The 25,434-nt window shown below is 69.1% G+C and carries 23 protein-coding genes and 1 pseudogene; 9 read left to right on the plus strand and 15 right to left on the minus strand.

Features of this window, described 5'->3' with window-relative positions:
- Positions 1 to 2: 2 nt before the first annotated feature.
- The 6 genes from FB390_RS23400 to FB390_RS23425 are packed head-to-tail and all read left to right on the plus strand — an operon-like array spanning position 3 to position 6,307.
- The gene (locus FB390_RS23400; RefSeq protein ID WP_141810875.1) at positions 3 to 1,064 is read left to right on the plus strand and encodes an MlaD family protein; all 1,062 of its coding nucleotides are present in this window, start codon (positions 3 to 5) and stop codon (positions 1,062 to 1,064) included.
- Positions 1,061 to 2,083: an MCE family protein gene (locus tag FB390_RS23405; RefSeq protein WP_141810876.1), complete on the plus strand. Its 1,023-nt coding sequence runs from the start codon at positions 1,061 to 1,063 to the stop codon at positions 2,081 to 2,083. Before FB390_RS23400 ends, FB390_RS23405 begins: the two co-directional genes overlap by 4 nt.
- Complete coding sequence (locus FB390_RS23410) at positions 2,071 to 3,105, plus strand: MlaD family protein (RefSeq protein WP_141810877.1); 1,035 nt, start codon at positions 2,071 to 2,073, stop codon at positions 3,103 to 3,105. Before FB390_RS23405 ends, FB390_RS23410 begins: the two co-directional genes overlap by 13 nt.
- A gap of 3 nt (positions 3,106 to 3,108) precedes the next feature.
- The gene (locus tag FB390_RS23415; protein ID WP_141810878.1) at positions 3,109 to 4,206 is read left to right on the plus strand and encodes an MlaD family protein; all 1,098 of its coding nucleotides are present in this window, start codon (positions 3,109 to 3,111) and stop codon (positions 4,204 to 4,206) included.
- The gene (locus tag FB390_RS23420; protein ID WP_246124176.1) at positions 4,203 to 5,261 is read left to right on the plus strand and encodes an MlaD family protein; all 1,059 of its coding nucleotides are present in this window, start codon (positions 4,203 to 4,205) and stop codon (positions 5,259 to 5,261) included. The genes FB390_RS23415 and FB390_RS23420 overlap by 4 nt, the downstream gene beginning before the upstream one ends.
- Positions 5,258 to 6,307, plus strand: coding sequence for an MlaD family protein (locus tag FB390_RS23425; RefSeq protein WP_141810879.1), 1,050 nt, complete (start codon positions 5,258 to 5,260; stop codon positions 6,305 to 6,307). Before FB390_RS23420 ends, FB390_RS23425 begins: the two co-directional genes overlap by 4 nt.
- A 24-nt stretch (positions 6,308 to 6,331) precedes the next feature.
- On the opposite strand, the gene FB390_RS23430 is transcribed toward FB390_RS23425, so the two are convergent.
- The 7 genes from FB390_RS23430 to FB390_RS23460 all read right to left on the minus strand — a co-directional run bounded on the left by FB390_RS23430 (position 6,332) and on the right by FB390_RS23460 (position 14,477).
- Positions 6,332 to 7,342: a HEAT repeat domain-containing protein gene (locus tag FB390_RS23430; protein ID WP_141810880.1), complete on the minus strand. Its 1,011-nt coding sequence runs from the start codon at positions 7,340 to 7,342 to the stop codon at positions 6,332 to 6,334.
- Positions 7,336 to 8,022 carry a HEAT repeat domain-containing protein gene (locus FB390_RS23435; RefSeq protein WP_221639351.1) on the minus strand — a complete coding sequence of 229 codons (687 nt, stop codon included), beginning with the start codon at positions 8,020 to 8,022 and terminating at the stop codon, positions 7,336 to 7,338. Before FB390_RS23435 ends, FB390_RS23430 begins: the two co-directional genes overlap by 7 nt.
- A gap of 86 nt (positions 8,023 to 8,108) precedes the next feature.
- Positions 8,109 to 9,638 carry an FAD-dependent monooxygenase gene (locus tag FB390_RS23440; RefSeq protein ID WP_141810882.1) on the minus strand — a complete coding sequence of 510 codons (1,530 nt, stop codon included), beginning with the start codon at positions 9,636 to 9,638 and terminating at the stop codon, positions 8,109 to 8,111.
- A 213-nt stretch (positions 9,639 to 9,851) separates the two neighbouring features.
- A complete protein-coding gene (locus tag FB390_RS23445; RefSeq protein ID WP_141810883.1) occupies positions 9,852 to 10,142 on the minus strand; it encodes a hypothetical protein in 291 nt (96 codons plus the stop codon).
- Positions 10,143 to 10,205: 63 nt separating this feature from the next.
- Positions 10,206 to 10,415, minus strand: coding sequence for a hypothetical protein (locus FB390_RS23450; RefSeq protein WP_141810884.1), 210 nt, complete (start codon positions 10,413 to 10,415; stop codon positions 10,206 to 10,208).
- A 132-nt stretch (positions 10,416 to 10,547) separates the two neighbouring features.
- Positions 10,548 to 11,198, minus strand: a complete 651-nt coding sequence (locus FB390_RS23455; protein WP_141810885.1) for a pentapeptide repeat-containing protein — start codon at positions 11,196 to 11,198, stop codon at positions 10,548 to 10,550.
- A 69-nt stretch (positions 11,199 to 11,267) separates the two neighbouring features.
- A complete protein-coding gene (locus FB390_RS23460; protein ID WP_425465876.1) occupies positions 11,268 to 14,477 on the minus strand; it encodes an acetyl-CoA carboxylase family protein in 3,210 nt (1,069 codons plus the stop codon).
- Positions 14,478 to 14,506: 29 nt separating this feature from the next.
- On the opposite strand from FB390_RS23460, the gene FB390_RS23465 reads away from it, so the two are divergent.
- Entirely contained in the window at positions 14,507 to 15,139 is a 633-nt protein-coding gene (locus FB390_RS23465) for a TetR/AcrR family transcriptional regulator (protein ID WP_185757146.1), read from the plus strand.
- Between the two features lie 40 nt (positions 15,140 to 15,179).
- On the opposite strand, the gene FB390_RS23470 is transcribed toward FB390_RS23465, so the two are convergent.
- Positions 15,180 to 15,653, minus strand: a complete 474-nt coding sequence (locus FB390_RS23470) for an iron chaperone (RefSeq protein ID WP_141810887.1) — start codon at positions 15,651 to 15,653, stop codon at positions 15,180 to 15,182.
- A 40-nt stretch (positions 15,654 to 15,693) separates the two neighbouring features.
- Positions 15,694 to 16,038 (minus strand): VOC family protein, encoded by a 345-nt coding sequence (locus tag FB390_RS23475; protein WP_141810888.1) that lies wholly within the window; start codon positions 16,036 to 16,038, stop codon positions 15,694 to 15,696.
- 208 nt (positions 16,039 to 16,246) lie between these two features.
- On the opposite strand from FB390_RS23475, the gene FB390_RS23480 reads away from it, so the two are divergent.
- Positions 16,247 to 19,057, plus strand: a complete 2,811-nt coding sequence (locus FB390_RS23480) for an ATP-binding protein (protein ID WP_185757147.1) — start codon at positions 16,247 to 16,249, stop codon at positions 19,055 to 19,057.
- 410 nt (positions 19,058 to 19,467) lie between these two features.
- Here the strand turns inward: FB390_RS23480 and FB390_RS23485 are convergent, their stop codons facing one another.
- The 6 genes and pseudogenes from FB390_RS23485 to FB390_RS23510 form a co-directional block, all read right to left on the minus strand.
- Positions 19,468 to 19,848, minus strand: a complete 381-nt coding sequence (locus tag FB390_RS23485) for a PPOX class F420-dependent oxidoreductase (protein WP_281292404.1) — start codon at positions 19,846 to 19,848, stop codon at positions 19,468 to 19,470.
- 96 nt (positions 19,849 to 19,944) lie between these two features.
- Positions 19,945 to 20,835, minus strand: coding sequence for an AraC family transcriptional regulator (locus FB390_RS23490; protein WP_141810890.1), 891 nt, complete (start codon positions 20,833 to 20,835; stop codon positions 19,945 to 19,947).
- Between the two features lie 30 nt (positions 20,836 to 20,865).
- The gene (locus tag FB390_RS23495; RefSeq protein WP_141810891.1) at positions 20,866 to 21,279 is read right to left on the minus strand and encodes a DUF4345 family protein; all 414 of its coding nucleotides are present in this window, start codon (positions 21,277 to 21,279) and stop codon (positions 20,866 to 20,868) included.
- 93 nt (positions 21,280 to 21,372) lie between these two features.
- Positions 21,373 to 21,531: pseudogene (locus FB390_RS34400) on the minus strand (SDR family NAD(P)-dependent oxidoreductase); the annotation flags it as partial.
- Positions 21,532 to 21,758: 227 nt separating this feature from the next.
- Positions 21,759 to 22,313, minus strand: a complete 555-nt coding sequence (locus FB390_RS23505) for a hypothetical protein (RefSeq protein ID WP_141810893.1) — start codon at positions 22,311 to 22,313, stop codon at positions 21,759 to 21,761.
- A gap of 100 nt (positions 22,314 to 22,413) precedes the next feature.
- Positions 22,414 to 23,913: a flavin-containing monooxygenase gene (locus FB390_RS23510; protein WP_141810894.1), complete on the minus strand. Its 1,500-nt coding sequence runs from the start codon at positions 23,911 to 23,913 to the stop codon at positions 22,414 to 22,416.
- Positions 23,914 to 24,125: 212 nt separating this feature from the next.
- On the opposite strand from FB390_RS23510, the gene FB390_RS23515 reads away from it, so the two are divergent.
- Positions 24,126 to 25,271 (plus strand): LLM class flavin-dependent oxidoreductase, encoded by a 1,146-nt coding sequence (locus FB390_RS23515; RefSeq protein ID WP_141810895.1) that lies wholly within the window; start codon positions 24,126 to 24,128, stop codon positions 25,269 to 25,271.
- The last annotated feature ends 163 nt before the right edge of the window (positions 25,272 to 25,434 follow it).

The following is a 25,434-nucleotide window of genomic DNA, read 5'->3' on the forward strand; positions in this document are numbered from 1 at the left end:
GCATGCCGAACTACGGACTTCCCGGTGTGCCGATGAGCAGGCGCGGTTCCCGCGCGCTCGGCGCGGCCGCGTTGACGGTGGCGGTGGTCGCGGGTCTCATCTGGCGCGCCGGGCTCGACGACCGGCCACCGGACCGCCTGCAGGTCCAGCTGCGCACCGAGCAGATCGGCGAGGGCGTCATCGAGGGCACGCGGGTGCGCTACGACGGCGTCACCGTCGGTGAGATCACCGAGATAGCCGCCGTCGACGAGGGACGCCAGCTGATCACACTGGAACTCGACAAGACCCAGACGGCGGGCCTGACCGACGCGCTGACCGTGGACTACGCCCCGGAGAACCTGTTCGGCATCAGCGCTCTCACGCTGCGCGCGGCCGACGGCGGCGCCCCACTCACCGAGGGCGATCTGATCGATCTCGCCGGAGCGCACGCGGGCAAGGTCACCGACGTGACCATGGGCAGCCTGCTGCGCGCGCTCACCGAGACCTCCACCGAGGTGCTCACCCCGCAACTCTCGGAATTGCTCGCCACGGTGAACAGCGAGATGAGCTCGTTCGCGCCGCTCTGGGAGGCGATCATCACGCTGAGCCGCGCCGTGGCCGACACCCAGCGTTATCCGGCGCCGTACCTGATCGACCAGTACTCGGCCTTCTTCGGCGGCGTGGGCGATTTCGCCTCGGCGACCTTCCGGCTGCTGCACTCGGTCATGAATATCGAGATCTTCCTGACCGACCGCCCCCGCTACGACGCCACCATCACCATGGTCGTGGACGGTGCGCTGCCGTCGATCGGCGTGCTCGGCGACGCCGCCAACCGGCACTTGTCCCCGTACACAACGGAACTGACTCCGCTCGTCGCCGCGCTCGCCGCCACCGTGCCCGCGCCGGGCCGCTCGCGCGCCGAGGTGACGGAACTGATCGACCGGTTGAACCGCATGTTCTCCGACACGCCCGACGGCCCCGCCTTGAACGTGGCCGTGGCCCTGCGCGGGATGCCCGGGCTGGCGGTGCCGCTGCTCGGGACGTCCGGCTTCGCGGCGCTCGCTGGTCCGGGGGGTGCGCGATGACGACCCTGCCGATCCGAGCGGTGATGTGGCGACTCGGACTGTTCACCGTCGCGATGCTCGTGCTGCTCGTCGTCGTCGTGCAAGCGATCACCCGGCCCGTGGACGGCGAGACCGGCGCCTACACCGCCGAATTCACCGATGTGAGCGGATTGAAGACCGGCGACGACGTCCGGATGTTCGGCGTCTCCGTCGGCAAGGTCGCCGCGATCGAGCGGGCAGGCACCAACGCGCGGGTGAGTTTCACGGTTCAGCGCGACCGTCCGATCTACGACTCCAGCGTCGTCGCCATCCGCTACCAGTCCCTGACCGGTCAGCGTTATGTCGATGTGCGGCAACCGGATCGGCCGGGCGCGCCGCTGCCGCCCGGCGCGGCGCTCGGGGTGGCCAACACGGTGCCGTCCTTCGACATCACCCAGCTGTTCAACGGGTTGCAGCCGGTGATCGCCGAGTTCTCCCCCGGCGCGCTCAACCAGTTCACCGAGAGCGTGCTCGCGGTGATCGAGGGCAACGGCTCCGGCATCGGTCCCGCGCTGGACGCCATCGAGAAACTCAGTCGCTACACCTCCGATCGCCAAGCGGTGATCGCGACCATCGTGGCCAACCTGCACGCGATCTCCGCGCAGATCGGCGGGCGCTCACCGCATCTGGTCACCCTGATGGAAGGCCTCGCCGACGTGGTCAGCGCGTTCCGGGTGAAGCTGGACGGATTGCTCGACTTCGCCGCCGCGGCCCCCTCCGCGATGGGACCGTTGAACCGCCTGATGGAAACCCTCGGATTCACCGAACGCGCCAACCCGGATCTGATGACGGACCTGCGGCTGCTCTTCCCCGACCCGGAGGCCGCGCTCGAGCTGCTCGGCAGGCTCCCCGGCCTGCTCCAAGCGCTGAGCAACGTGCTGCCGCCCGCGCCCGGCGCGGCGGGACCGGTGCCGATGAGCTGTTCCAAGGGGCCGGTCCAGCTTCCCCAGGTGCTTTCGGTGCTCGTCGCCGGGCAGAGGATCGCGATATGCAACGGATGACGCAACGACTGCTGAACCAGCTTGCACCGCACGGTTTTTCGCACGACCGGCACCAGGCGGCGAAGAACGCGAGGGAGTTCCGCCTCGGCATACTCGGCGGGCTTTTCGTCGCCGCGCTGCTCCTCGCCACGGCGGTGATCTATCTCGTCCCGTTCGGGAAGGCGAGCTACACCGCCGACTTGGTCGAGGCGAACTCGGTGAAGGTCGGCGACCAAGTGCGCTTGGCGGGCATCACCGTCGGCTCGGTGACGGCGCTCGAGCTGGGCGAGACGAAGGTACGGATGACCTTCACCGTGGACCGCGACGTGTTCCTCGGCGACACGACCAGCCTGGAGATCCGCATGCTGACCGCGGTCGGCGGCCACTACGTCGCGGTGTTCCCCTCGGGCACAAAAGCTCTCGGCTCGCGACCGATTCCACCCGACCGGGTCCGGCTGCCCTACAGCCTGGTGCGCATTCTGCAGGACGCCGCCGCGCCGGTCTCCGAGGTGGACGGCGAGACGCTGCGCCGGAATCTGGCCGCCCTCCAGCAGTCCCTCGACACCAGTCCGGACGCGCTGCGCCAGATGGGCGCCGCGATGCAGTCGTTCGTCGACATCCTGCGCAGGCAGAACGTCGAGGTCTCGCGCGCGCTCACGGTGATGGACGAGTACCTGCGCACCATCGACGGGAACAAATCACTGATCGGCACATTCGTCCGCGAGCTCGGCACACTGATGACCGTAGGCCTCGGCAAACGCGCCGAGATCGCGTCGGCGCTGTCCATCGCCGCCTCGCTGCTGTCCAGGATCGCCGCCGTCGAGCCGTCCTGGCGCGAGGTGCTCGCGCCGCTGGCCGGGAAGCTGCGCGAGTTGCTGCCGCAGCTGGAACAGCTCGCCGCGCAATTGGATGTGGCCATTCCGCAGTGGAAGCAGTTGCGTGAGCGACTGGTGGCGATGACGACCGCCGAGGACGGTGTCGTCATCGATCAGTCGGCGCTCACCGCGCCGGTGTGTATCCCGCTGCCCGGATGGGGGTGCTGAGCGATGAAACGCATTCTGCGGTCCCAGGGTTTCGTGACCGTGCTCGGCGCGCTGGTGGTCGCGGCGGTCGCCGCTGTCGCTTACCTCGTGGTGTTCGACCCGGTGAAGAAGACGGTCGCCTACTGCGCCATGATGCCCGACGCCGTCGGCCTGTATCCGGGCAATCACGTGACAGCGCTGGGCATTCCGATCGGCACGGTGAACTCGGTACGGCCCGAGGGCACGGGTGTGCGGGTGGACTTCGAGGTGCGGGAGGAGCGGGTGTTGCGGGGAGAAGTCACCGCGACCACCGTTTCCGACACGCTGGTGGCCGATCGCAACCTCGCGGTTCTCGGCGAGCCGGGCGCCGCCCCGTGGAACCGGTCGACGTGCATCACCAAGACCTTCACGCCGAAGAGCATCAGTCAGACACTCCAGGGCTTCTCCCAGCTGGCTGGTCAGCTCACCGGCGGTGGAAATCCCGGCGAGCAGAGCAGGATTCGCGACAGCGTCGTGGCTTTCGAAGCCGCCACCTCCGGCACCGGGCCGGCGCTGAACAAACTGATCACCGATCTCGGTGACGCGCTGCGCGCCCCGGACGCAGCCATCGGACACATCGGCGGGCTGCTCGATTCCTACGGCAGGCTGATGTCCAGCATCGCGATGAACTGGGGCGATATCAGGATCGTGCTGGTGCAGGCGAGCGAGGGCATCGCCTTCATCAACGAGCTGTGGGACCGGGTGGTGCAGCTCATCGACTCGCTGCTGGTCATTCTGCCGTGGCTGAACAGCATCGCCCGCGAGTACGGCAGGCCGATCCTCGGGGCGCTGGACGGCGCGCTGCCCGGCCTGCGGCTGCTCTCGGCGAACGTCGCGACGCTGCGACAGCTGGTGGAGATGATCCCGCCGATCGTGCAGTTCTTCGAGGAGGTGATCGACCCGGCGACCGGCAGGCCGCAGCTGACGTACGCCGCGCCGAAGGTCGGTCTCCCCCGCGAGCAGGCCGACCAGGTGTGTGCCGCGATCGACGCGGTGCTGCCCGGCCATTGCGACGGAGCCGAAAACGGTTTCGCCGACGTGAATCTGGTGTCCCTGGTGCTCGGAACGGTAGGTGCCCGATGACCGCGCGATCTGTCCGGCGCGCCGCGCTCGTCCCGGTGCTGGCACTGGGACTGCTGAGCGGATGCGGATTCGATCCCGCGCAAGTGCCGGTGCCCGGCGCGACGGTGTCCGGCCCCACCTACCAGGTGCGGATCGAGCTGGCCAACGCGCTGAACCTGCCCGCGCGGGCGAAGGTGGTGGCCAACGGCGCGCAGATCGGCAGCCTGCGCGAGGTGAGCGTGGTGGATCCGACGCTCGAGCAGCCGGGCCGGGTCGAGGCCGTCGTCGAGATCGCCGAGGGGGTGCGGCTGCCGGTCGGCACCACCGTCCAGCTGCGCCAGAACACCATTCTCGGCGACATCTACATCGGACTCAGCACGCCGGCGGGCGATTTCGATCGCACCATCCCGCCGGGCGGAACGATCCCGCTGGCACGCACCCGGCCCGCGCTCCAGGTCGAGGATCTGCTGGCCGGCATGTCCACCTTCGTCGGCGGCGGCGCGATGCAGCAGATGCAGGACATCGTCAACCGGGTCAACGCGACCCTGCCCGACCGGCCCGCCGAGACCGCGCGAATCTTCGAGGTCGTCGGTCGCGATGTGTCCGACGTGGCCGCCGACATGGCGGTGGTGGACCGGTTCCTGGACACCATCCAGCGGGATCTGGATGCCGCGCTGGACAATCCGCGCGAACTGGACGCGCTGCTCAGCGAGCGCGGGTCGGTCGAGATTCCGGCCGACGCGAAATCGCTGATTCTCACGCTCGGTGTCGTAGGCGGGCTCGGCATCGTCGGGCACGCGATCGCCTGGCTCGGCCCGCTGCTCGAGGCGAGTGACGCGGCCGCGAAAGCTCTGGTGCCCTTGCTGTTCGCGGACCGACCGCTGGATCTGACCGCGCCGTCGAATCTGAACCGGGTCGTGTCGCTGGTCCGCGACAAGATCATTCCGTTCGTCGAGCGCGGTCCGAAACTGAACATCGGCGCGGTGGCGGTGGACGGCGCCGCGGCACCGGTCGCCACCGACGAACAAGTTCAGCAGATCATCGCCACCCTCAGGATGATCGGAGTCGTGCGATGACCGTCGCCACCGAGCCCGCCTATCCCGGCTATGTTCCGTCCACGCCCGCGGGCAGCGCGAGCGACGAGTTGCTGCGGCGGCTCGGTCCGGTCGCCTCACTGGCCGCGATCGTGGCGATTCTGCTGATCGGCGTCGGCTATTTGAGCTTCGGCGTGGTGCGGGTCGGCTGGTTCACCGAGCACACCGAGGCCACCATGACGGTCCCGGATTCCGGCGGACTGCTGCCGCGCTCCAAGGTCCTGCTCTCCGGCGTCCAGATCGGGCAGGTCACCGCGGTGACCCACACCCGCGAGGGCATCGAGGTCGACTTCCGCTACGACGCCGAATACCGTGTGCCCGCCAACAGTTCGGTGCGCATCGAGACGCTCTCCGCGCTCGGCGAGCCCTACCTCGAGTTCCGGCCGACGACCGCGGGCGGGCCGTACCTGCGCGACGGCGACCGGCTGGCGGCCGCCTCGGTACAGCGTCCGGTGTCGATCCCCGAGGTCGCCCGCACCGCGACCCAGCTGCTGGAACAGGTGGATCCCGCGACGGTGGCCGCCATTATCGAGAACTTCAGCACCGGCCTCGCGGGCACCGAGGCAGTGATTCCGCAACTGGCCAGGGCCTCCGATCTGCTGGCCGCGACGCTGGTGAGCCGCACCGACCTGATCCGCGAACTGCTGACCGACATGCAGGCGCAGGCCACCGAGATGACCTGGGCCGGAGGGGAATTGACCGCCGCGGCCAGCCCGTGGGCGGACTTCGGACCGCGGGTCAGCGAGGTGGCCGCCGCGATCGCCCGGGTCGTGCGGATCGGCGACACTCCGGGCGACTACCTCACCGACACCGAAGACGTCATCGGACTGCTTCCATTCCTCGACGCGCTCACCCAGAAACTGAACCTGCTCGGACCAGAACTGCGCGAACTGTTTCCGGTCGTCCAGCCGCTGCTCGCGCTGACCACCGGCGTGCTCGGCAAGGTCGACCTCGGCAGTCTGATCTCCCAGGCGCTGCACGCCACGACTCCGGACGGCGCGCTGCAATTGCAGATCACCGTCCGCTAGACCGGTCCCTTTCGGTCTGCCGAATCAGACCGGCCGTTCTTCGAGCGCTTTCACGAGGGACGAGGCGAGGATGGCCACGGCCCGATCATCGTCAGAGGCCAGTTGCCGCAGGATACCGAGCGCTATGGTCCCCGGCATCTCGGCGAGTGCCTGTGTCAGCCGCATCCGCACCGCCGAATCCGCTGTGGGGGCGGCCAGTTCAGCGGCCATCGCGCTAATGATCCGGTCCGCCCACTCAGGGTCGTATGCCAAGGTTCCCAGTATCTCGGCTGCCTCGACATCGTTCGGGCCTTCGACCACCGTGCCGACCAGCGCCGGCACTGCTCGGGTCACGCCGCGCGCACCCAGCGCCAGAGCAGCATGTCGGCGGATCGTCGGGTCCCTGTCCTCGAGCGCGTCCGTGAGGACTGCGGTCGCCTCGTCGCCGGGCAGCTCGGCGAGCGCCAGGACCGCGCGCCGCCGGATGTCGGCGTTCTCCGAGCTCATGGCGGGTGTCAGGCTTGCCACGCCGTCACCACCCGCCCTCGTGAGGGCCCACCGCAGCGCCCCGGCGACGTTCGGATCGGATTCGGTGAGGACCGCCTCGACCAGCAACTCGGCGGGCATGGCCAAGTCCTCGGCCGGGGCCAGGACGGCTTGCTGCCGGCGCGCGGCACTCGGCGATGTGAGTCCGTGCAAGAGCTCCACGACGCGCGCGACGTCCTGCCAGCTGGCGGGCTCGGCCGTATCGACCATGCGTAGCCGCTCGAGCAGCTCCTGCTCCCGGTTCAGTCGTGCCTCGGTCTTTCGAATGAGGTCGCCGACCAATGCGGACGGGGTGAACCCTGGATCGTCGAGAGCGGAGCCGATCTGGCGCAGTGACAGTCCCAGGGATCGCAGACCCTCCACGTGGAAGATCCGCCGGATGTCTTCGGCGGAGTATTCCCGGTAGCCACCCACGGTGCGGCCCGTGGGTCGTACCAGCCCGAGGGCGTCGTAGTGCCTGAGCATCCGGGCGCTCACACCCGAGCGGCGCGCCACCTCACCGATCAGCACGCGGTTTCCTCCTTCCGGTCCGGACCGAGCGCGACGACCCGGCGCGCCTCGTCGACGGCGAGGTCGAACCCGGCATCCGGGTCGTGCAGCAGCCGCCGCGTGGCGCTCGCATGCGCACGAACCGTCGGGTCGTCACTTGCCATCGCCGCCCGCAGTATCGGCTCGATCACGTCGCCGAGCGCGACGAGGGCACGGCTCAGACTCAGCCGTACGTCCCGGTCACCGCGGCCCCATTGGGTGGCCAGTTCCCCGGCCAGCCATTCCCGCTCCCCCTCGGGCGCGAGAACGACGGCGGCGCGCCACGCACTCCGCGCGACCTCGTCGTCGGAATCGCGCAGCAACGACCGCGTGATCGCGGGCCACGCGTTCTTGTCCCCGATCTTCGACAGTGTGTGCAACGCCTGGCTCCGGGCCTGTGGGCGTCGGGATCGCAGTTCCGCGCGGAGTTTCGAGACCGTGATCTCCGACGGGTAGCGAGTCAGCGCCCACGTGAGCATGTCGCGCACGAAGAAGTCCGGCTCGATCGCGCACCGTTCTACGAGCACATCGACGAAACCGGGTGCGGGACGCGTACCGATCGCCAGGGCCGCCTTCAGCCGTGTCGACGAGTTTCCCGCGGCCAATGCGTCGATCAGCCGCGTGTCCTGTGAATTCCTGTGTGTCGAGTTGATGGGAACCACCTCCGACAGCTAGTGAACGGCTTCGCACAGTGACAAGGTCAAGTCCACGAGCCGGACGTCACCCACATTCGCGCCGGCGCGCGGGACTACGCGACGGACGCTGAGCCGAACCAGTGCGACAGCGCTTCGCGCAGCGTGGACGCGGCGGTCTCGGCCGGTTCTCCGATACTCCCGGCCCAGGCGATGTGGCAGTCGGGGCGAATCAGCAGGGCATCGACCTGTTGATCATCGGTCTTGGCCGTGTGAATGTCGACGCGGTGCGCCCATTGCCGGGCGATCTCGCGGAGTTCCGGGCGGTCTGCCAGGTCGAGCAAGACAGGCCGTCCGGCGTGCATGAGTTCCGCGACGCTCGTCGTGCCCCGGTCGGTGTGCAGGGCGAGATCGGCCGCGAAGACGCCGGTCAGCGCGTGATCGCCGGGTATCGGGTAGCGGATGTCGGTGCCGCCGACCAGCGCTCCGATGCGGCGCAGTGCCGGTTCGTCGCTGAGCAATTCCTGGAAGACCTCGCGCAGCGAGTCGGCGGCCTCGTCGTGTCCGCGCCGCAGCGCCACCTGCGCCCGGGTCTGCAACCGCGCCCGCGCACCGGCGAAGTGGCGTTCGTCGTGATAGGTATCCAGCAGTCCGGCCGGAGCCCAGCCCTGGACGTCGGCGGCCAGCTTCCAAGCCAGGTTGACCGAGTCGAGCATGCCGACATTGAGCGCGGTGCCGGTGGCGGGCAGCAGGTGGGCCGCATCGCCTGCCAGCAGGATCCGCCCGGCCCGGTACCGTTCGGCCTGCCGATCCTTGAAGGTGAAGCGCGACAATCGCTTCGGATCCGACATGGGGAGATCCACGCCCAGCACGCGGCGCACGCTGTCCGCGAGCTCGGTCAGGGTCAGCGGCTCGTCATCGTCGTAGTCGGCGGTGGCCTCGTCCTCGACGGTCTGCAGGAACAGGCCCCCTGGGTTGGGCGCGAACGCGAACATACCGCGGTCGGTTCGGTTGAATCCGAAGGGCAGCCGACCCAGCCCGGGGACATCGATGTCGCCGTTGTCGTGCACGGTGACCGAATCGCCCACGCGCACCTGGGCGACCCGGTTGACCTCCGGATAGGTCGTGCCGGGGAACCCGATACCCGCCATGTCGCGGATGCGGCTGCGGCCGCCGTCGCAGCCCACCAAGTAGCGGGCGGTCAGCCGGTACGGTCCGTCCGGCCCACGCACCTCCGCGGTTACCGTGCCCTCGTCCTGGCTCACCCCGATCACCTCGTGGCCGCGGCGGATCTGGGCGCCCAGTTCGCGGGCGCGTTCAGCGAGTAGTCGTTCGATCTCCCGCTGCGGAAGCGGCACGGCCCGAAGCGGCGGATCCGCCAGTTGCGTGAAGTCGAGATGCGTTCCGCCGAAGGGGAATCGGGCGGCAATGTGCGGGTCGCTGCTGGCCGCTTCGAAGCGATCCAGGATGCCGCGGTAGCGCAGCACGTCGAGGATCCGACCGGCGATACCGCTGGCCTTCGGGACGTCTCGGGGCTCCGGATGCTTCTCCAGCACCAGCGGCCGCACACCGGCAAGGCTCGATTCGGCGGCCAGCGTCAGCCCGGCCGGGCCGGCGCCCACGATGATCACGTCGATGTCGGTCACGCGCTACTCCCAAGGTCCGCAGATTTGGATCAGGTCGGCAATTCTGCGGCACACACCGGGTCTTGCCGCAAGGCCCCCGGTGAGCTATATGTTGAGAAGGGAAAGATCGAATACTTTCCGTCTTCCACGGTCGGCCCCGTTGCGTCGGTGGGCAATCGAGGCCGGTGTTCGGAAATCCGTTCGCCTACAAGGATTCTGGCTGTCGCCGCGCGTTCAGGAGTTCGGTGGAAGAATCGGCGGCGCGAACACGTCCTCCAACGGCGTCGGGCCGTTGTAGCGGCGGCACTGACAGCCCACCCACTCGCGCAGACCGTGCACGCCCTTCCGGGAAATCTCGGCGTGACACTTACCCGTCTCCCGATCGTGCAGTGCCAGATCGTGCCCGCACCCGCAACGCGCGGTGAGTGCCTTCGCCCCCGACCGCGCTCGCCGCCGCCCCACCCTGCCGCACACGAAGCCGACACCGACCAGCGCGGCACCGACCGCAAGGCTCAGGGGATCCATGCTCGGAGTATACGTATACGCATAGCCTCGGTCATTCGAATGCGCGGCGAAAGCGGCCGTTCGCTAGACCAACTCGACTTCGTCGAATCCGACAGTCAGCCCGTGCCTCCGCTCGCGAAGCACGTTGCCTTCGCGATGAACAGTGCCCTCCCCGAACTCTATGCGTAGCTTGGCATTACGAGCGTCCACTTCGCGCACGACGGCGCAGATTCCGCTGAACGGCCCCTCGGGGAAATAGACGACATCACCCGGCCCGTACTCGGCAAACCCCACGCCGCCACAGTAGACCAAGCAACGCCCTCCCGCGGCGCGGCTGCGGTCGCCTACCTCCGCGCGAAATCCGGCAGCGCGGTGGCGGTTGCACAGTGCCGCCGAGGCTCGCGGCCTGAAGCCGGTGGTTCTCCGTCAGGGCTCGTCGGCGACGGTGATGCCCAGGGCACTGGCGAAACTCGGTGCGAGGTCCATCAACTGCAACGGTGTGATGGTCGCGCCGCGGAGGCCGTCGAGGCCTTCGGCGACGCCGATTCGGGTGGCGCCGCGCAGGTCGACCTTGCGCATTCGGGTCTTGTTCAGCGCGAGGTCGGTGAGGGTGGAGCCTGGGAAGCTGACCGTGTTCAGTTCGGCTTCGCCGAAATCGGTGTGGCGCAGGACGCAGTCGACGAAGGAGACCTCGCGCAGCTTCGCGCCGCGAAAGTTGACCGAGTCGAATTTGCAGCCCTCGAATCGGACGCGGCGCAGGACCGCGCCGCGCGCGTCCACGCCGGACAGCGCGCCCTCGACGAATTCCGCGTCCTGCCAAGAGGTATCGGCGAGCTCGGTGCCGACGAACGCGACGGCGCGCAACCAGACGTCGTCGAACCGGCCGTACCGGAAGCTGCCCCGGGTGATCGTCAGCGAGCTGAACGCGGACTGCTCGAAGCGCACGTACTCGCCGGTGGGGTGTTCGAGTTGCCGGTCCTCGACGTGCACGCAGTCGTAATCGCCTTCGCGCGCCGGTTCCCCCTCGAACGGCGTCAGGTATCGCGCGAACGGCAGATCCGCCAGCTCACGTGCCACGCCCCACCTCCCTACCTCGGTCGACAACGGTCGGTCTTGTCTATCAGCACCCACCGACAGCGGTCCTGATCACCGCAGCGTGCGCAGCCAGCGGCGAGTGTCGGCGGGATCGATGACGTCGTCCAGCTCCAGCACGGTCGCCGCGGTGAGCGCTTTGCCGTTGGCGTAGGCGAGTCGCACGAGGTTGTCGAAGGCGGTCTGTCGTTCGGCGGGGTCCTCGATGGCGGCCAGTTCCTTGGCGAAGCCGAGCCGCACCGCGCCCTCCAGACCCATGCCGCCGATCTCGCCGGTCGGCCAGGCGATCACGAACCGCGGCGCGCGGAACGAGCCCGCGGCCATGGCCTGCGCCCCGAGGCCGTAGCCCTTGCGCAGAATCACCGTGCCCCACGGCACCGACAGTCCGGCGGCCTCGATGAACAAACGGCTGAATTTGGTCACCGTCGCGTGCGTCTCGGCTTCCGGACCGACCATGAAACCCGGTGTATCGCAGAGGGATACGATCGGGAGGCCGTGCGCGTCGCAGAGCCGGAGGAACATGGCGAGCTTGTCGGCGGCGGGCGCGTCGATCGCGCCGCCGAGGTGGTGGCAGTCGTTGGCGATCAGCCCGAAGGGCCTGCCCTCGACCCGCACCAGGGCGGTCACGATGCCGACGCCCCAGTCCGCGCGCAGCTCCAGCACCGAGCCGACGTCGGCGATCGCGGCGATGGCGGCGCGAATATCGAAGGCGCGCAAGCGATTCTCGGGCACCACGTGCCGCGCCACGCGGGGATCGGGCGCCGTCCACTCGGCGGTGCCGCGCTGAAAGTAGCCGAGATAGCGGCGCGCGAGGGCGACGGCTTCCGCTTCGTCGGCCGCGACCAAGTGCACCACGCCGTTGCGGCGCTGGACGTCGATCGGCCCGATGTCCTCCGGCGCGTAGACACCGAGACCGCCGCCTTCGATCATGGCGGGCCCACCCATGCCGATGTTCGCGTCGGGGGTGGCGATCACGACGTCGCACATGCCGAGCAGAGCGGCGTTGCCCGCGAAGCAGCGTCCGGAGACGATGCCGATCAGCGGCACTCGACCGGACAGCGCGCCCATCGCACGGAAGGTGGTGACGTCCAGGCCCGAGATGCCCGGGTAGTCGGTGTCGCCCGGCCGCCCGCCACCGCCTTCGGTGAAGAAGACGACCGGAAGTCGTTGCTCGCGAGCGAGTTCCAGCATGCGATCGGTCTTGACGTGGTTGCGCATGCCCTGGGTGCCCGCGAGCACCGTGTAGTCGTAGGAGAGGACGACCGCGCGACTCGCGTCCGCGCCGAAGCGGTCGGCGTTGATCGTGGCCACGCCGGTGATCAGGCCGTCGGCCGGAGTGTTGGCGATGAGATCCTCGGGACTGCGGCGCAGCCGTTGGGCGGCGACCGCGAGTGCCCCGTACTCGACGAAGCTGTCGGCGTCGACCAGATCGGCGATGTTCTCGCGGGCGGTGCGCCTGCCGAGCCGGTGGCGTTTGGCGACGGCCTCCGGCCTGGCGGCGTCCAGTCCGACGCGGTGGCGCTCCTGCACCTCGGCGAGGTCGGCGCGGATCGCGTCCAGGTCGACGGCGGTGACATCGGCGGTTTCGCCGTCGTGCTCGGCGGCGGCCCAGACCACCAGCGCGGTGTGCGGGTCGACGGTGTCGCCGGGTGCGACCAGGTGTCGCAGCACGCGCAGCGGCTGCTCCGCGCGCAGCACGTGCTGCATCTTCATGGCCTCCAAGACGGCCACCTCGTCGCCCGGCGCGACGACGGTACCCGGCTCCACCAAGCTCACGACCGTGCCGCCCATCGGCGCGAGCAGCGCGGTCTCCCCGTCGAGAAGTCGGTCGGGAACGCGGGCACCGGTGTTGTCGGGCGTCGTGTCGGCCACCGGGAGCGAGGTGGCGAGATCCGCCGCGCGAGCGACGAATTCGGCTACGCGCTGCTCGAACCACGAGGTGCTCACCGTGTGCCCGTCGGCGAGCTCGCCGAGTGCCGCGCGCAGCACCGTCGCGTTGGTGTCCACGCCTGCGACCACGGTCTCGGCCAGCGCGTCGGCGCACCGCCGCAGCGCGGCCGGGTACGTCCCGGCGCGCGCGATCACCTTGGCCAGCAGCGAATCGAAGTGCACGCCGTGCCGCATACCCGCGTACAGGCCGGTGTCGACCCGCACGCCGACGCCGGTCGGCGCGGCGAACCGCGCGACGGTGCCGGAGGCGGGCAGCACTTCCCCACCGGCCGTGACGATTTCGGCGTTCACCCGGGCCTGGACGGCGTAGCCGCGCGGCGCGGGATCCGGCAGCGCGAGCTCGGTGAGCGTGGCGCCGCGCGCGAGTTCGAACTGGACCGCGACCAGGTCGATGCCAGTGACCTCCTCGGTGACGGTGTGCTCCACCTGTAGTCGCGGATTCACCTCCAGGAACCAGTAATGCGTTCCGCTGACCAGGAATTCGACGGTGATCACGCCGCGGCAGCGCACCGATTCGGCGAGCGCGACGGCGTCCGCGTGCAGCCGCTCGCGCAGTCCGGCGTCGAGGCCGGGCGCGGGCGCGATCTCGATCAGTTTCTGGTGGCGGCGCTGCACGCTGCAATCCCGGTCGCCGACCGCCACCGCCGCTGCGCCGTCCGCGACGACCTGCACCTCGATGTGCCTCGCCTCCGGAACCAGCGCCTCGGCGTACACCGTGTCGTCGCCGAACCCGGCCCGCGCCTCGGCCCGGCAGTGCTCGTAGGCGGCGGCCACCGCATCGGGGTCGCGCACCACTCGCATGCCGCGTCCGCCGCCGCCTGCCGCGGCCTTGACCATGACGCCCTCCGGATAGCGGGCTAGCAGCTCGGCGATCTCGGCTACGCCGGACCCCGCGGCGGTCGCGGGCAGCACGCGCACGCCCGCGTGTTCGGCCGCGGCGCGCGCCGCGGTCTTGTCGCCGAAGATCCGCAGCACCTCCGGCGCGGGGCCGACGAACACCAGCTCCGCCGCGGCGCAAGCGGCCGCCAGATCGGCGCTCTCGCTGAGGAATCCGTATCCGGGGTGGACGAGCGCCCCGGAGTCCGCCTTCCGCGCCGCGGCGACGATGCCCGGCACGTCGAGGTAGGCGGCCGCGCCGAGTCCGGGTAACGCCACCGCGTCGTCGGCCAGGCGCACGTGCATGGCCTCGCGTTCGTCCTCGGTGTACACCGCGAGCGTGGAGTATCCGTGCTCACGCGCGGTCCGCAGGACTCGAACCGCGATCTCTCCTCTGTTGGCCACGACGACGCGCATGCCGCCCAGTGTCGTTGACATTGACGTCAACGTCAATGAGCATGGGTGCCGTGACCTCCTCCGCCTGGTCGGTTCGCGCCGCGCGCGAACGCTCGCACACCGACCGCCACCGCGACCTGCTCGACGCCGCCGCGCGGGTCTTCGCCGCGCGCGGCTACGCCGAGACCACCGTCGCGGCCATCACCGCCGAGGCCGGTGTCGCGCGCGCCACGCTGTACGTGTACTTCGCGTCGAAAGAGGAAATCTTCCATGCGCTGGCCGCCAGGGTGCGCGACGATTTCCTCGCCGCGCAGGAACCGGGCCTGGTCGGCGACGATCCGCGAAAGACGTTGCGCGCCACCATGGACGCCTTCGCCGCCGCGGCCCGCGACGCCGGTCCGCTGCTGCGGATGATCGAGGAGCGTGGCGCCATCGAACCGGCCCTGGCCGGTCTCGCGACCGAGATCGCCGAGCGCCCGATCCGTCGCTTCGCCCGGTGGATCGAGCGCCAACGGCAGGCCGCGACGGTCGCGCCGGTCGCTGAACCGCGCGTGGTCGCGGAGACGATCGGCTACGCGCTGGCCAGTGGTGCGCTACAGCGCCGGAACGCGAACCCGGCGGCTTGGGAGGAATACCTGCGCAATATGCGGACGGTGGCGGAGACGCTGCTCGGCATGGGCTCCACAGCGGCTCCGCGGTCCTGAACTCGGCCGCCGGTACACCGGGCCACCGGGTGCGGTGGCCTCAGCTCACCGCCCGGCGCACGAGCTCGCCGATCTTCTTCTCGTCGTCGGCGGTCAGCTTCGTCAGCGCGAAGGCCGTCGGCCACAGGGTGCCGTCGTCGAGGTTCGCCGAGTCGTTGAAGCCGAGCGTCGCGTACCGCGCCTTGAACTTCTCCGCGCTCTGGAAGAAGCACACGACCTTGCCATCTCTGGCGTACGCGGGCATGCCGTACCAGAGTTTCGGCGCGAGCTGCGGTGCGCTGGCCTTGACGATGGCGTGAATCCGTTCGGCGAGCACGCGATCGGCGTCCGCCATGTCGGCGATCTTGGCGAGCACGTCCTTCTCCCCGTCGGCCTTGGTGGCGCGCGAGCCGCGGCGGGCAGCCGTCTTCAGCTCCTGGGCGTGCTCTTTCATCGCGGCGCGTTCTTCGGCGGTGAAGCCGACCGCGCTCTTGCTCTTGGCGGCGGTGCGGGTGGTGGTCTGCTGAGTGGTCATTGTCGGTTCCTTCGTTCGGGTGTCGATGGGTCGGGGGCGCTCAGCGGTCCTGAAGCAGACCGAGGACGTTGCCGTCGGGGTCGGTGACGGTGGCCACCAGGCGACCCGCACCGACGTCGCGCACGGGCTCGACGACCGTGGCGCCCGCCGCGGTGACCTCGGCGAGCTTCGCCTCGATGTCGGGCACGTGCCAGTACGCCACCGGGGCGGTCATGTTCTGCGGTCCGCCGCCGGGCACCAGTCCGATGTGCTGGCCCTCGACTTCGAAGCCGACGTAGTAGGTTCCGTCGGTCTGCGGCTCGACGCCGAGCAGCGCGGCGTACATCTTCTTGGCCGCCGCCAAGTCGGATACGGGATGCAGGACGGTCTTGATTCCGGCGGTCATGATCACTCCTGAGGTGGTCGGGATCGTCTGGGGCGCGGTACCGGAGGACGCTTGCGCCGTTTCGGCCGTTCCTCCGATGTCCATGGCAATTACGGTATGGACGGCGCGGCTCACCGACATCCGTGCCGACCACGGAACGCTCCACTGAACGTGCCCGTAGCGTTGCCCGTGCGACCCGGAGCCGAGACCCGTACGGGAAGATGGCGACGTGTCGAAGCAGAAGGTTGCCGTCGGGATCTCCGACCGGGAGGCCGAGGTCCTGAGTCTTGTGGGGCAACACCGCAGCAATGCGGAGATCGCCGCGCAGCTGTTCATCTCGGTGCGCACCGTGGAGACCCACGTGTCCTCGCTGCTGCGCAAGGTCGGCGTGCCCGACCGGCGAGCGCTCGCCGCCCGCTCGGCCGATTTCGCCAGGGCGGAGCGGATGAGCGAGACGATCGTCGCCCTCCCCGCGCCCTTGACGTCGTTCGTCGGCCGAGCCTCGGAGCGCGACGCGCTGCGCGAAGCCGTCCGGGCGCATCGCCACGTGACCGCCCTCGGTCCCGGCGGGATCGGCAAGACCCGGCTGGCACTGGCCGCCGCCGCGGACTTGGCCGGTGACTTCGCCGACGGCGTCTGGTTCGTCGACCTCGTGCCGGTCACGGATCCGGCGATGATCGGCTCCGCGGTGGCGGGCGCGCTCGGCCTCGGCGAAAACCAGGGTCGTAGCCTCGACGACTCGGTGCAGTCCGCGCTGGCCGATCGCCACACTCTGCTCGTGCTCGACAACTGCGAACACCTGCTCGACGGGGCGGTGCCGTTCATCGAGCGCCTGCTCGCGCGCTGCCCGCGCGTGACCGTCCTGGCCACCAGCCGGGCGCGGCTCATGGTGCCCTTCGAGCACGTCTACGCGGTGCCCCCGCTCTCCCTCGACGGCGACCGCGACAACGACGCCATCGCGCTGTTCCTGGAACGCGCCTCCGCCTTGGGCTGGCCCGTGGATGCGGGGCAACGCGACCGGGTCACCGAGATCTGCGAGCGGCTCGACGGGCTGGCTCTGGCGATCGAACTCGCGGCGGCCCGGCTGCCCACGCTCGGTCTCGACGGTCTCACCGCGAGCCTGGCCGACCCGCTGCGGCTGCTCGTCGGCGGACGTCGCGCCGACGACCGGCATCAGTCCGTGCGGGCCATGCTCGACTGGAGCCAGGCACTGCTCACCGACTCGGACCGGTGCCTGCTGCGCCGCGTCGCGGTGCTCGTCGCGCCGTTCACCGCCGCCGACGCCGCGGTGGTGGCCGGCCATCCACCGCTTGCGCCGGACGCGGTCGCGGACGGGCTGGCCCGGCTCGCCGAGCAGAGCCTGCTGACCACCGTGGTGTCCTCGGCGGGCACCCGCTACCGGGCGTTGGAGACGATTCGCCAGTACGAGACCGAGCAACTCGTCGCGACCGGCGAACTCGCCGAAGTTCTTGCCCGCCACTTGCGCTGGTGCTCGAAGACCGCCGCCGACCTGGCCGCCGAATTGCCCGCGGCGACGGGCGGGTGGCGCACCAGGTTCGACGCGGCGGCCGACGATATCCGGGCGGCGCTGGCCTGGGCGGTGGAACAGCCCGGTCACCGCACCGAGGCGCACGAGCTGGCCGTGCTCCTGGCTCAGCTGACTTTCGCCCGGAATCTGGTCGGTGAGTCCCAGCGGCGCTACGAACAGGCGGCGTCGCTCACCGACGACCCCGCGGCCGCCGCCTCGGCGCTGCGGTGCGCCGCGGCGGTGGCGGGTTGTCGCATGCGCGGCGAGGACATGTATCGCCTGTATCGCGCCGCCGCCGACACCGGCGCCGACGACCCCGCCGCGGCCGCACGCGACCTGGCCACGGCCGCGATCACCGTCTATCGGATGTCCGACACGTTCTCCGAGCGGCCACCCTCGGACGCGGCCGCAATGCTGTTGGCCGAGGCGCGCGAGCTGGCGGGGGCGGATCCGGCCGCGCTGGCCGCGATAGCACTGGCCGAATGCGGGGTGCTCGCCGACGCCATCGATCCGGATCAGGGTGGGCTCGGCGCGCCCGAGGCGATCGCGCTCGCCGAGCGAGCCGTCGACCTGGCGTATCGGACCGGCGATCCGCTGGCGCAGAGCGCTGCGCTCGACGCACTCGCCGCGGCCCAGTGCTGGGCGGGCGATACCTTCGCCACCGCGGCGACGACCCTTCGACGAGTCGAGCTGCTCGAGTCGGTGCCGGTGACGGCGGCCGGCGCGCTGGAGCGAGTCAACGCACTCGCCGAGGCGGCCGAAACCTGCGTCGGAGTGGGCGATTTGGCGGGGGCCCAGCGGTGGGGCGAGCAGCTTCGCGACTTGCCGCTGCTGGCCGAACGGGGTGACTTCGCCACGTCCCGGCTGCTGGTGGCGGACGCACTGGCGGGCAATGTCGCCGAGGTGCTCGCGGCAGGCGGGCGGTTCCTCGACGCATGGGAGCTCGCCGGACGCCTGCCCGCGCCCCACCTCGCGACAGCGGCGGCCGCGGTGGCGCTGGTCCACGGTTTGCGTGGCGACGACGCGGCGCGAGCCGAGTGGCTGGCCACCGTCGACGCGCTCGGTGCGACGCGCGAGCAGAAGGCCGCCTACGCCGCCGTGTTCGATGCGATCGTCCTGCTGCACCGTGGACGAGCCGACCGGGCCCTGGCGGGGCTGGCAGCGGAGCCGGACCAGATGGACGAGCGAGTCGTCTGGGTATGGCGCCATTGGTATCTGGCACTTCGCGCCGAGGCCGCGGTGCTCGCCGGTCATCCGGACGCCCGCGACTACCTCGCCGCGGCGCGAACCTCCGTGGCAGGCAACCCGATCGCCGACGCGATCGTCGACCGCGCCGCAGCTCTACTCGACAACGAGCCCGACGGGCTACCCGCCATCGCGGCCGCCTTCGAAGCAGCCTGCTGCCCCTACCAACAGGCCAGAACTCTGACGCTCATCGGCGGCGACTCCGCCGATGTCGGCAATACCGTTCTGGCAGACCTAGGCATTACCCCTCCCAAGGGGTTCCGGTAGCAATCGTCGAAAAAGCAGCCTTCGAAGGCGCCGCACCCGCGTTTTGGTCCAGCTGCACTATCCACGGTGGCAGGACGGAACTCGTCCAGTGGCTGATCTTTTATCATGTCCCTGAACGACTTCAGCTGCTCGACCGTGAATTATTCTGCGGGTCAACAGTTTTGGCGGTTATGCTGGATCTTTCCCCAGCGTGCCGGGGACGAGCGGAGTTCGATCACTGATTTCGGGCGGTGTCGGACCCTGCACTCTCGTGGCAGTGTCGCGTCGAGTACCCGTGGCGGCGCCTGCCATTTGGCTGCGATGATGCCGACTTCGTGGACACGGACGTGGTCACGGTGGCCGCCGTGGTGGTCGGCGTCCGTCGTGGCATGTGATCGTGTCGAATATTGCCGAGAATTGCCGGTGCGTGATCAGGATGCGGAGATCTCGATTCCGATGTTGGCGTTGTCACCACGTCGCAGGCGACTGCTGAGGGTGGCTATCCAGCCTTGGAATCCGTAGCGGTGCCGGATCAGCTGGCGTGCCTTGGCGGTGGCGGCCTCGTCGAGCAAGACCGCGGTGCCCCGCACGATCTCGCCGCGCGCCTTGCCGCGGATAGTGCATTGTTGGACGGTGACCTCGGGATTGCGGCGGATGCGCTTGACCTTTCCGGCATCGGGCAGGGAGGAGACATAGAGCTTGCCGTTGTCGAGTGCGGCCCATACCGGGGTGGCGACCGGGGACCCGTCTATCTTGAAACTTGTCAACAGAAGGTATCGCGCAGTCCCCACTGGGCCGAATGGACTGTCCACTGCCAGAGTCTTTCTCTCAGAGTGCCTGAAGATGTATTGATGCCGTCGTCGAGGTAGCCGCACACGATCTTGTCGATGGCGCGGCATCCTTGCTGTTCATTCGACGGTGTCTCGGGATGCGAAGCCCACAGGATCCTGGCTGGGGGGTGCGCCGAACAGGCGCCGATATTCGCGGCTGAACTGTGATGGGCTGTCGTAGCCCACGAGATATCCGATGTTGGCGATGTCTTTGGGATTGGCCGCCAGCAGAAGACGCGCCTCGTGCAGCCGGATCCGCTTTTGATACTGGACCGGCGTGGTGTGCGTGATGGACCGGAAGTTGCGATAGAACGCCGATGGACTCATGCCGACGAGCTCGGCGAGGTCTTCGACCTGGAACGGCTCTCTGTAATGCTGCCGGATCCATTGCACGGCTTGGGCGATCGGAGACAGCCGGGGGTCAGCGAGCCCGATCTGGCGGACCGTGGCCCCGTGCTCACCGGTGATCAACCGCCACAGAATCTCCCGTTTGACCAGTGGCGCAAGGACATCCAAGTCGCGCGGCTGGTCGAGCAGGCGCACGAGCCGCACGGTGGCGTCGAGCAACTCGTCGGAGGCGGTGCTGACCGCGATCGTCGGTGGTGCGGTGTGGTCGCGATCGCGCAGGGTGCTGGGCGGGGCCTGCAACAACAGCTCGGCGACTTCGGAGGCTTGCAGGAGCAGACACAGGCCCAGCACCGGCCGCTGTGGGGTGGCATCGGTGAATCTGCACGTCAGCGGCATGGCGATGGATGTCACCAGGTACTGTCCGGCCCGGTAATCGAACACCTGCTCGCCGTGGGCAAGACGTTTTGCGCCCTGGGTGATCAGCGTCATGCGTGTTCTGGCCATCGACGGTGGAGGCGTGACATCGGATTCTTCGCGGCCCACCAGCAGATCCTCGATGGCCGTGGCCCCGTCCTCGCGAGCGTGGCGGGACAGCAGCGTGCAGAGCTCGTCGAGCAGCACGGGTCGAAGCTCACTGTGCGAGATGACCCATCACCCCAGTGCGTGTGCGATGACGATGACGCATCCCAGGACGAATTCCAGTGCCGCGAAGGACAAGAATTCGCTGGGACGGACGGGCAGTCCCCGGAGGGCGAGGGAGAGCATCCGCCCGGCGAACCCGAGGAAGATCGGTGCGGTCAACAGGTAGATCAAGGGACCGTGATCGTGGTCGCGGATGGTGAGGCCCGCCCAGACGAACATGGGTGCCCACCCGATGTAGACCCCTGCCATGAAGCGGTGGATATGGTCAGCGGTTGCATCGCCGCCCTTGGCTCCCTGTACCAGCTGCAAGCTGGCACCGGCGACGATAATCGCTGCGGTCAGCAGCAAGCAGACCATGACCGTGATGGTGGAGCCGCTGAACGACGAGTCGCCTTCGGCCAGCAGCGGACCGTGTGTGTTCATGCCACTCCGCCTCTCTCTAGTGTTCTGAGTGGGTTTGTTCGCTCGCTCTCGCGCGGTGGTTCAGATCTGTTCGGTGGGGCGCACGAGGAGTTCGGCGGCGGCGATCTGGTCCGCGACCTCGGACAGACGGTCCTTTCGGCGGCCGACCACGGCCACCGACGCCCCCTGGCGGGCAAGCTCCACGGCAGTGGCGCGCCCGATCCCACTCGACGCCCCGGTAACCAGGGCGACGGTACCGGCAAGACGAGGCATGATCCCCCTCCTTTCGAATGCGGACAGCGCCGAGACTTCTGTCCCGCGAACCAACGGCCACAGGCTCGACGCAATCCCAACACCTGCGGCAACCACGTGAGGAAGTTCGAGGCAGCCGTCGAACTTCGATGAACGCATCAGGTGCGCGTGAGCGCCGCTTCCCTACGCATCCTTGTTTGCGCTGTCGAACGAGACGCACCAATCAAACACTGTGACCAGCGGAATCGCTAGAACGATCCTGGCTTCGCCTTGCCTGATCCTCGCAAATGGGGAGAGTCCTGACCTGCGATCGGCCGCCCGCCCGACCCGCGGGCGGCCTCCCACGCCATCCCCGACAGCAGATGTGCGCGCGGGTCGCGCCACTTCGAGGAATGCTCGGCGAAGATGTTGCGATACTTCAGGCGCCGATGGAACTGCTCGAGCAGGCACAACGTGTACGCGGCGCGGTCCACGATCTGCTCCGGCCGCTCTGGTGGATACACCAGCCGCTGCCAGCCGCCCCCGACCAGGTTGTGGTGGATCCGGCGGGCATCGAGCCAGCGGGCGGGCAGCCCGCGGGTGTGCTGCGGGGAGCATGTCGGCCAGTTTGTCCACCGCGGCCAGGACCGGTTTGCCGTCGCCAGTGGCCCGAACTCGATGGTGCGCATCATCACGGGCAGGAACGAGCGGACCGTGGAGAACCGGCCCGCGAGCTCTTCGAGACGTTGGGAGTCGTATTCCGGATCCGCTTGTGGCACAAGCTCGTCGATGGCGGCCAGCGCCGCCCGCAGTTCATCGAACAATAACGATCGGTCCGCCCCGCCAGCCGCTAAGCGTGACTTTTCGCGTCACTGGACCTCAGGGGCCGTATCGGCGGGCCGACAATCGACTGTGTTGCCGAGATCAGGCGCTGCGGGTCTCGAGCACCGCGCCGGGCCGATCGGCGGCAGAGCTGAAGGTCAGCACGCCGTCCTCGAGCGGCGCCTTGCGCAGGAGGGCGCGGTCACGGAAGTAGTTGTTGACGACCTGCCACGGCCCGTTGGTGCCCTGGCGCGGCATCACCGCGTCGCCGCGCTTGATGTAGCCGGAGGTCAGCGCGCCGCCCATGACCGAGTCGGCGCCGCGGTCGCCATCCTTGGCCACCGCCACGAACTTGGTCAGGCCATTGGCCTTCAGGTGGTTGAGCAGGCGGCAGAAGTACTCGGCGGCGAGATCGGCCTTGAGCGTCCACGAGGCGTTGGTGTAGCCGAGCACCATCATCGCGTTGGGCACGCCGTCGAGCAGAGCGCCCTTGTAGACGACGCGGTCGCGGGTCACCACCGGCTCGCCGTCGATCTCGAGCGACGCGCCGCCGAGCATCTGCACGGTGAGACCGGTCGCGCTGATGACGATGTCGGCCTCGAGCTCCTCGCCGGAGGCCAGCCGGATGCCGGTCTCGGTGAAGGTGTCGATGCGGTCGGTGGCGATCGAGGCCTTGCCGCTGCGCAGCACCTTGAACAGGTCGCCGTTGGGCACCACGCACAGGCGCTGGTCCCACGGGTTGTAGGTCGGCGTGAAATGGCGCATGTCCAGGTCCGCGCCGACCTGCAACCGGACCGCTGCGAGCAGCAGCTTCTTGGCCGCCGCCGGGTTGGTGCGGGACAGCTGGAAACTGGCGCGCTGCAAGGCGATGTTGCGCGCCCGGCCGATCCGGTAGGCGAGCTTGGCGGGCACCTTGGCCGCCTTCATGCCCACCGCGACCGGATCGTCGGCGGGCAGCGCGGTGATGTAGGTGGGCGAGCGCTGCAGCATGGTCACGTGCGCGGCGTCGTCTGCCATGGCCGGGATGAGCGTGATCGCGGTGGCGCCGCTGCCGATGACGACCACGCGCTTGCCGCGGTAGTCCAGGTCCTCGGGCCAGTGCTGCGGGTGCACGATCTGCCCGCGGAAGTTCTCCTCGCCGGGGAACTCGGGGCGGTAGCCCTTGTCGTAGTCGTAGTAACCGGTGCAGCCGACCAGGAAGTTGCTGGTCCACTCCTCGGTGGCGCCGGTCTGTTCGTCGAGCGCGGTCACGGTCCACAGCTCGGTCTCGCTGGACCAGCGGGCGGTGGTCACCTTACGGCCGAACCGGATGTGTTCGGTGACGCCGTATTCGGCGGCGGTGTCCTCGACGTACTGGCGGATGTGCGGGCCGTCGGCGAGCACCTTGGTGCCGTGCCAGGGACGGAAGCCGTAGCCGAAGGTGTACATGTCCGAGTCGGAGCGAATCCCGGGGTACTTGAACAGGTCCCAGGTCCCGCCGATCGCGCTGCGCCGTTCCAGGATCGCGTAGCTGCGTCCGGTCCGCTCGCGGGTGAGGTGGCAGGCCACGCCGATTCCGGACAGGCCAGCGCCGATGATCAGTACGTCGACATGCCGCGTCATTGGGGTACTCGTTTCGTCTGTTCTCGCACCCGGGCGCCGTCGTCCGAGCGTGGTAATCGAGGGTACATGTTATTCGAAGTAACGTCTAGAACGCCAATGCCCTGATCGGCGATAAAAACCACGGTGGTCGCAAACCGTGACCCCCGAAGTCGCCGTCGGGACGATGAACCACTGCGGCATGCCCCCGATCCACCGAAGGAAGTGACGCGCGCATGAGTTTGTCGTTCCACTGGTTCCTGCCCACCTACGGCGATTCGCGCGGTCTGGTCGCGGGCGGTCACGGCACCTTCATGTCCGGCGACCGCCCGGCCTCGCTGCGCTACCTGAATCAGATCGGCGCCGCGGCCGAGGACAACGGCTTCGAGGCGGTACTGACCCCGACCGGCGCCTGGTGCGAGGACGCCTGGCTGACCACCGCGATGCTGGTCGAGACCACGGAGACGCTGAAATTCCTGGTCGCCTTCCGTCCCGGACTGGTCAGTCCGACGTTGGCCGCGCAGATGGCGGGCACCTTTCAGCGCCACTCGCGCGGCAGGCTGCTGCTCAACGTGGTGACCGGAGGCGAACCGCACGAGCAGCAGGCCTACGGCGACTTCCTGGACAAGGAACAGCGCTACGCGCGCACCGGCGAGTTCCTGCACGTCGTGCGCGAACTGTGGCGGTCGACCGAACCGGTGACGTTCGACGGCGAGCACATCCGGGTCCGCGAAGCACTGCTCGCCAACCGGCCCGACCCGATTCCCCCGGTCTTCTTCGGTGGCTCGTCGGAACCGGCCGGTCCGGTGGCCGCGCGTTACGCCGACACCTATCTCACCTGGGGCGAGCCGCTGCTCGCGGTGAGCAGGAAGCTCGAGTGGATCCGCCGACTCGCGGTCGACCACGGCCGCATCCTGGACTACGGCCTGCGCGTCCACGTCATCAGCCGCGACACCTCCGAGCAGGCGTGGGCCGAAGCCGATCGGTTGCTACAGGGCATCGATCCTGCGGACATCGAACGGGTGCAGGCGAACCTGGCCCGCAGCGAGTCGGAGGGCCAGCGCAGGATGGTGGAGCTGCACGGCGGCAGTGCCGACCGGCTGGAGATCGCGCCGAATCTGTGGGCCGGTGTCGGACTGGTGCGCGGCGGGGCGGGCACCGCGCTGGTCGGTTCGCACGAGGAGGTCGCCGAGCGGCTGATCGAGTACTCGCGCCTCGGCATCACCCACTTCATCCTGTCCGGCTACCCCCATCTCGAGGAGGCGTACTGGTTCGGCGAGGGGGTGCTGCCGATCCTGGAGCGCAAGGGTCTGTGGCGGCATCCGCACCGCGACGCTCCGGTGCGCGTCGGGACTCCGTTCGCGGCCTCGTCGTCCAGCTGACGCGGCGTGCGGTCGCTGCCGATACGCACCTTCTGCAAACCCCCGGTTATCGACGCCGCGAAGGCACCCACGAGAATGGATCCTCGGCTTCGGCCCACAAAGGCCGAGCCGAGGATCCCTATCTCGTACTGGGGCGGGTGAACCGCGCCCCGAGAGGAAACCG

The sequence above is a fragment of the Nocardia bhagyanarayanae genome (genome assembly GCF_006716565.1).
GTDB classification, from domain to species: domain Bacteria; phylum Actinomycetota; class Actinomycetes; order Mycobacteriales; family Mycobacteriaceae; genus Nocardia; species Nocardia bhagyanarayanae.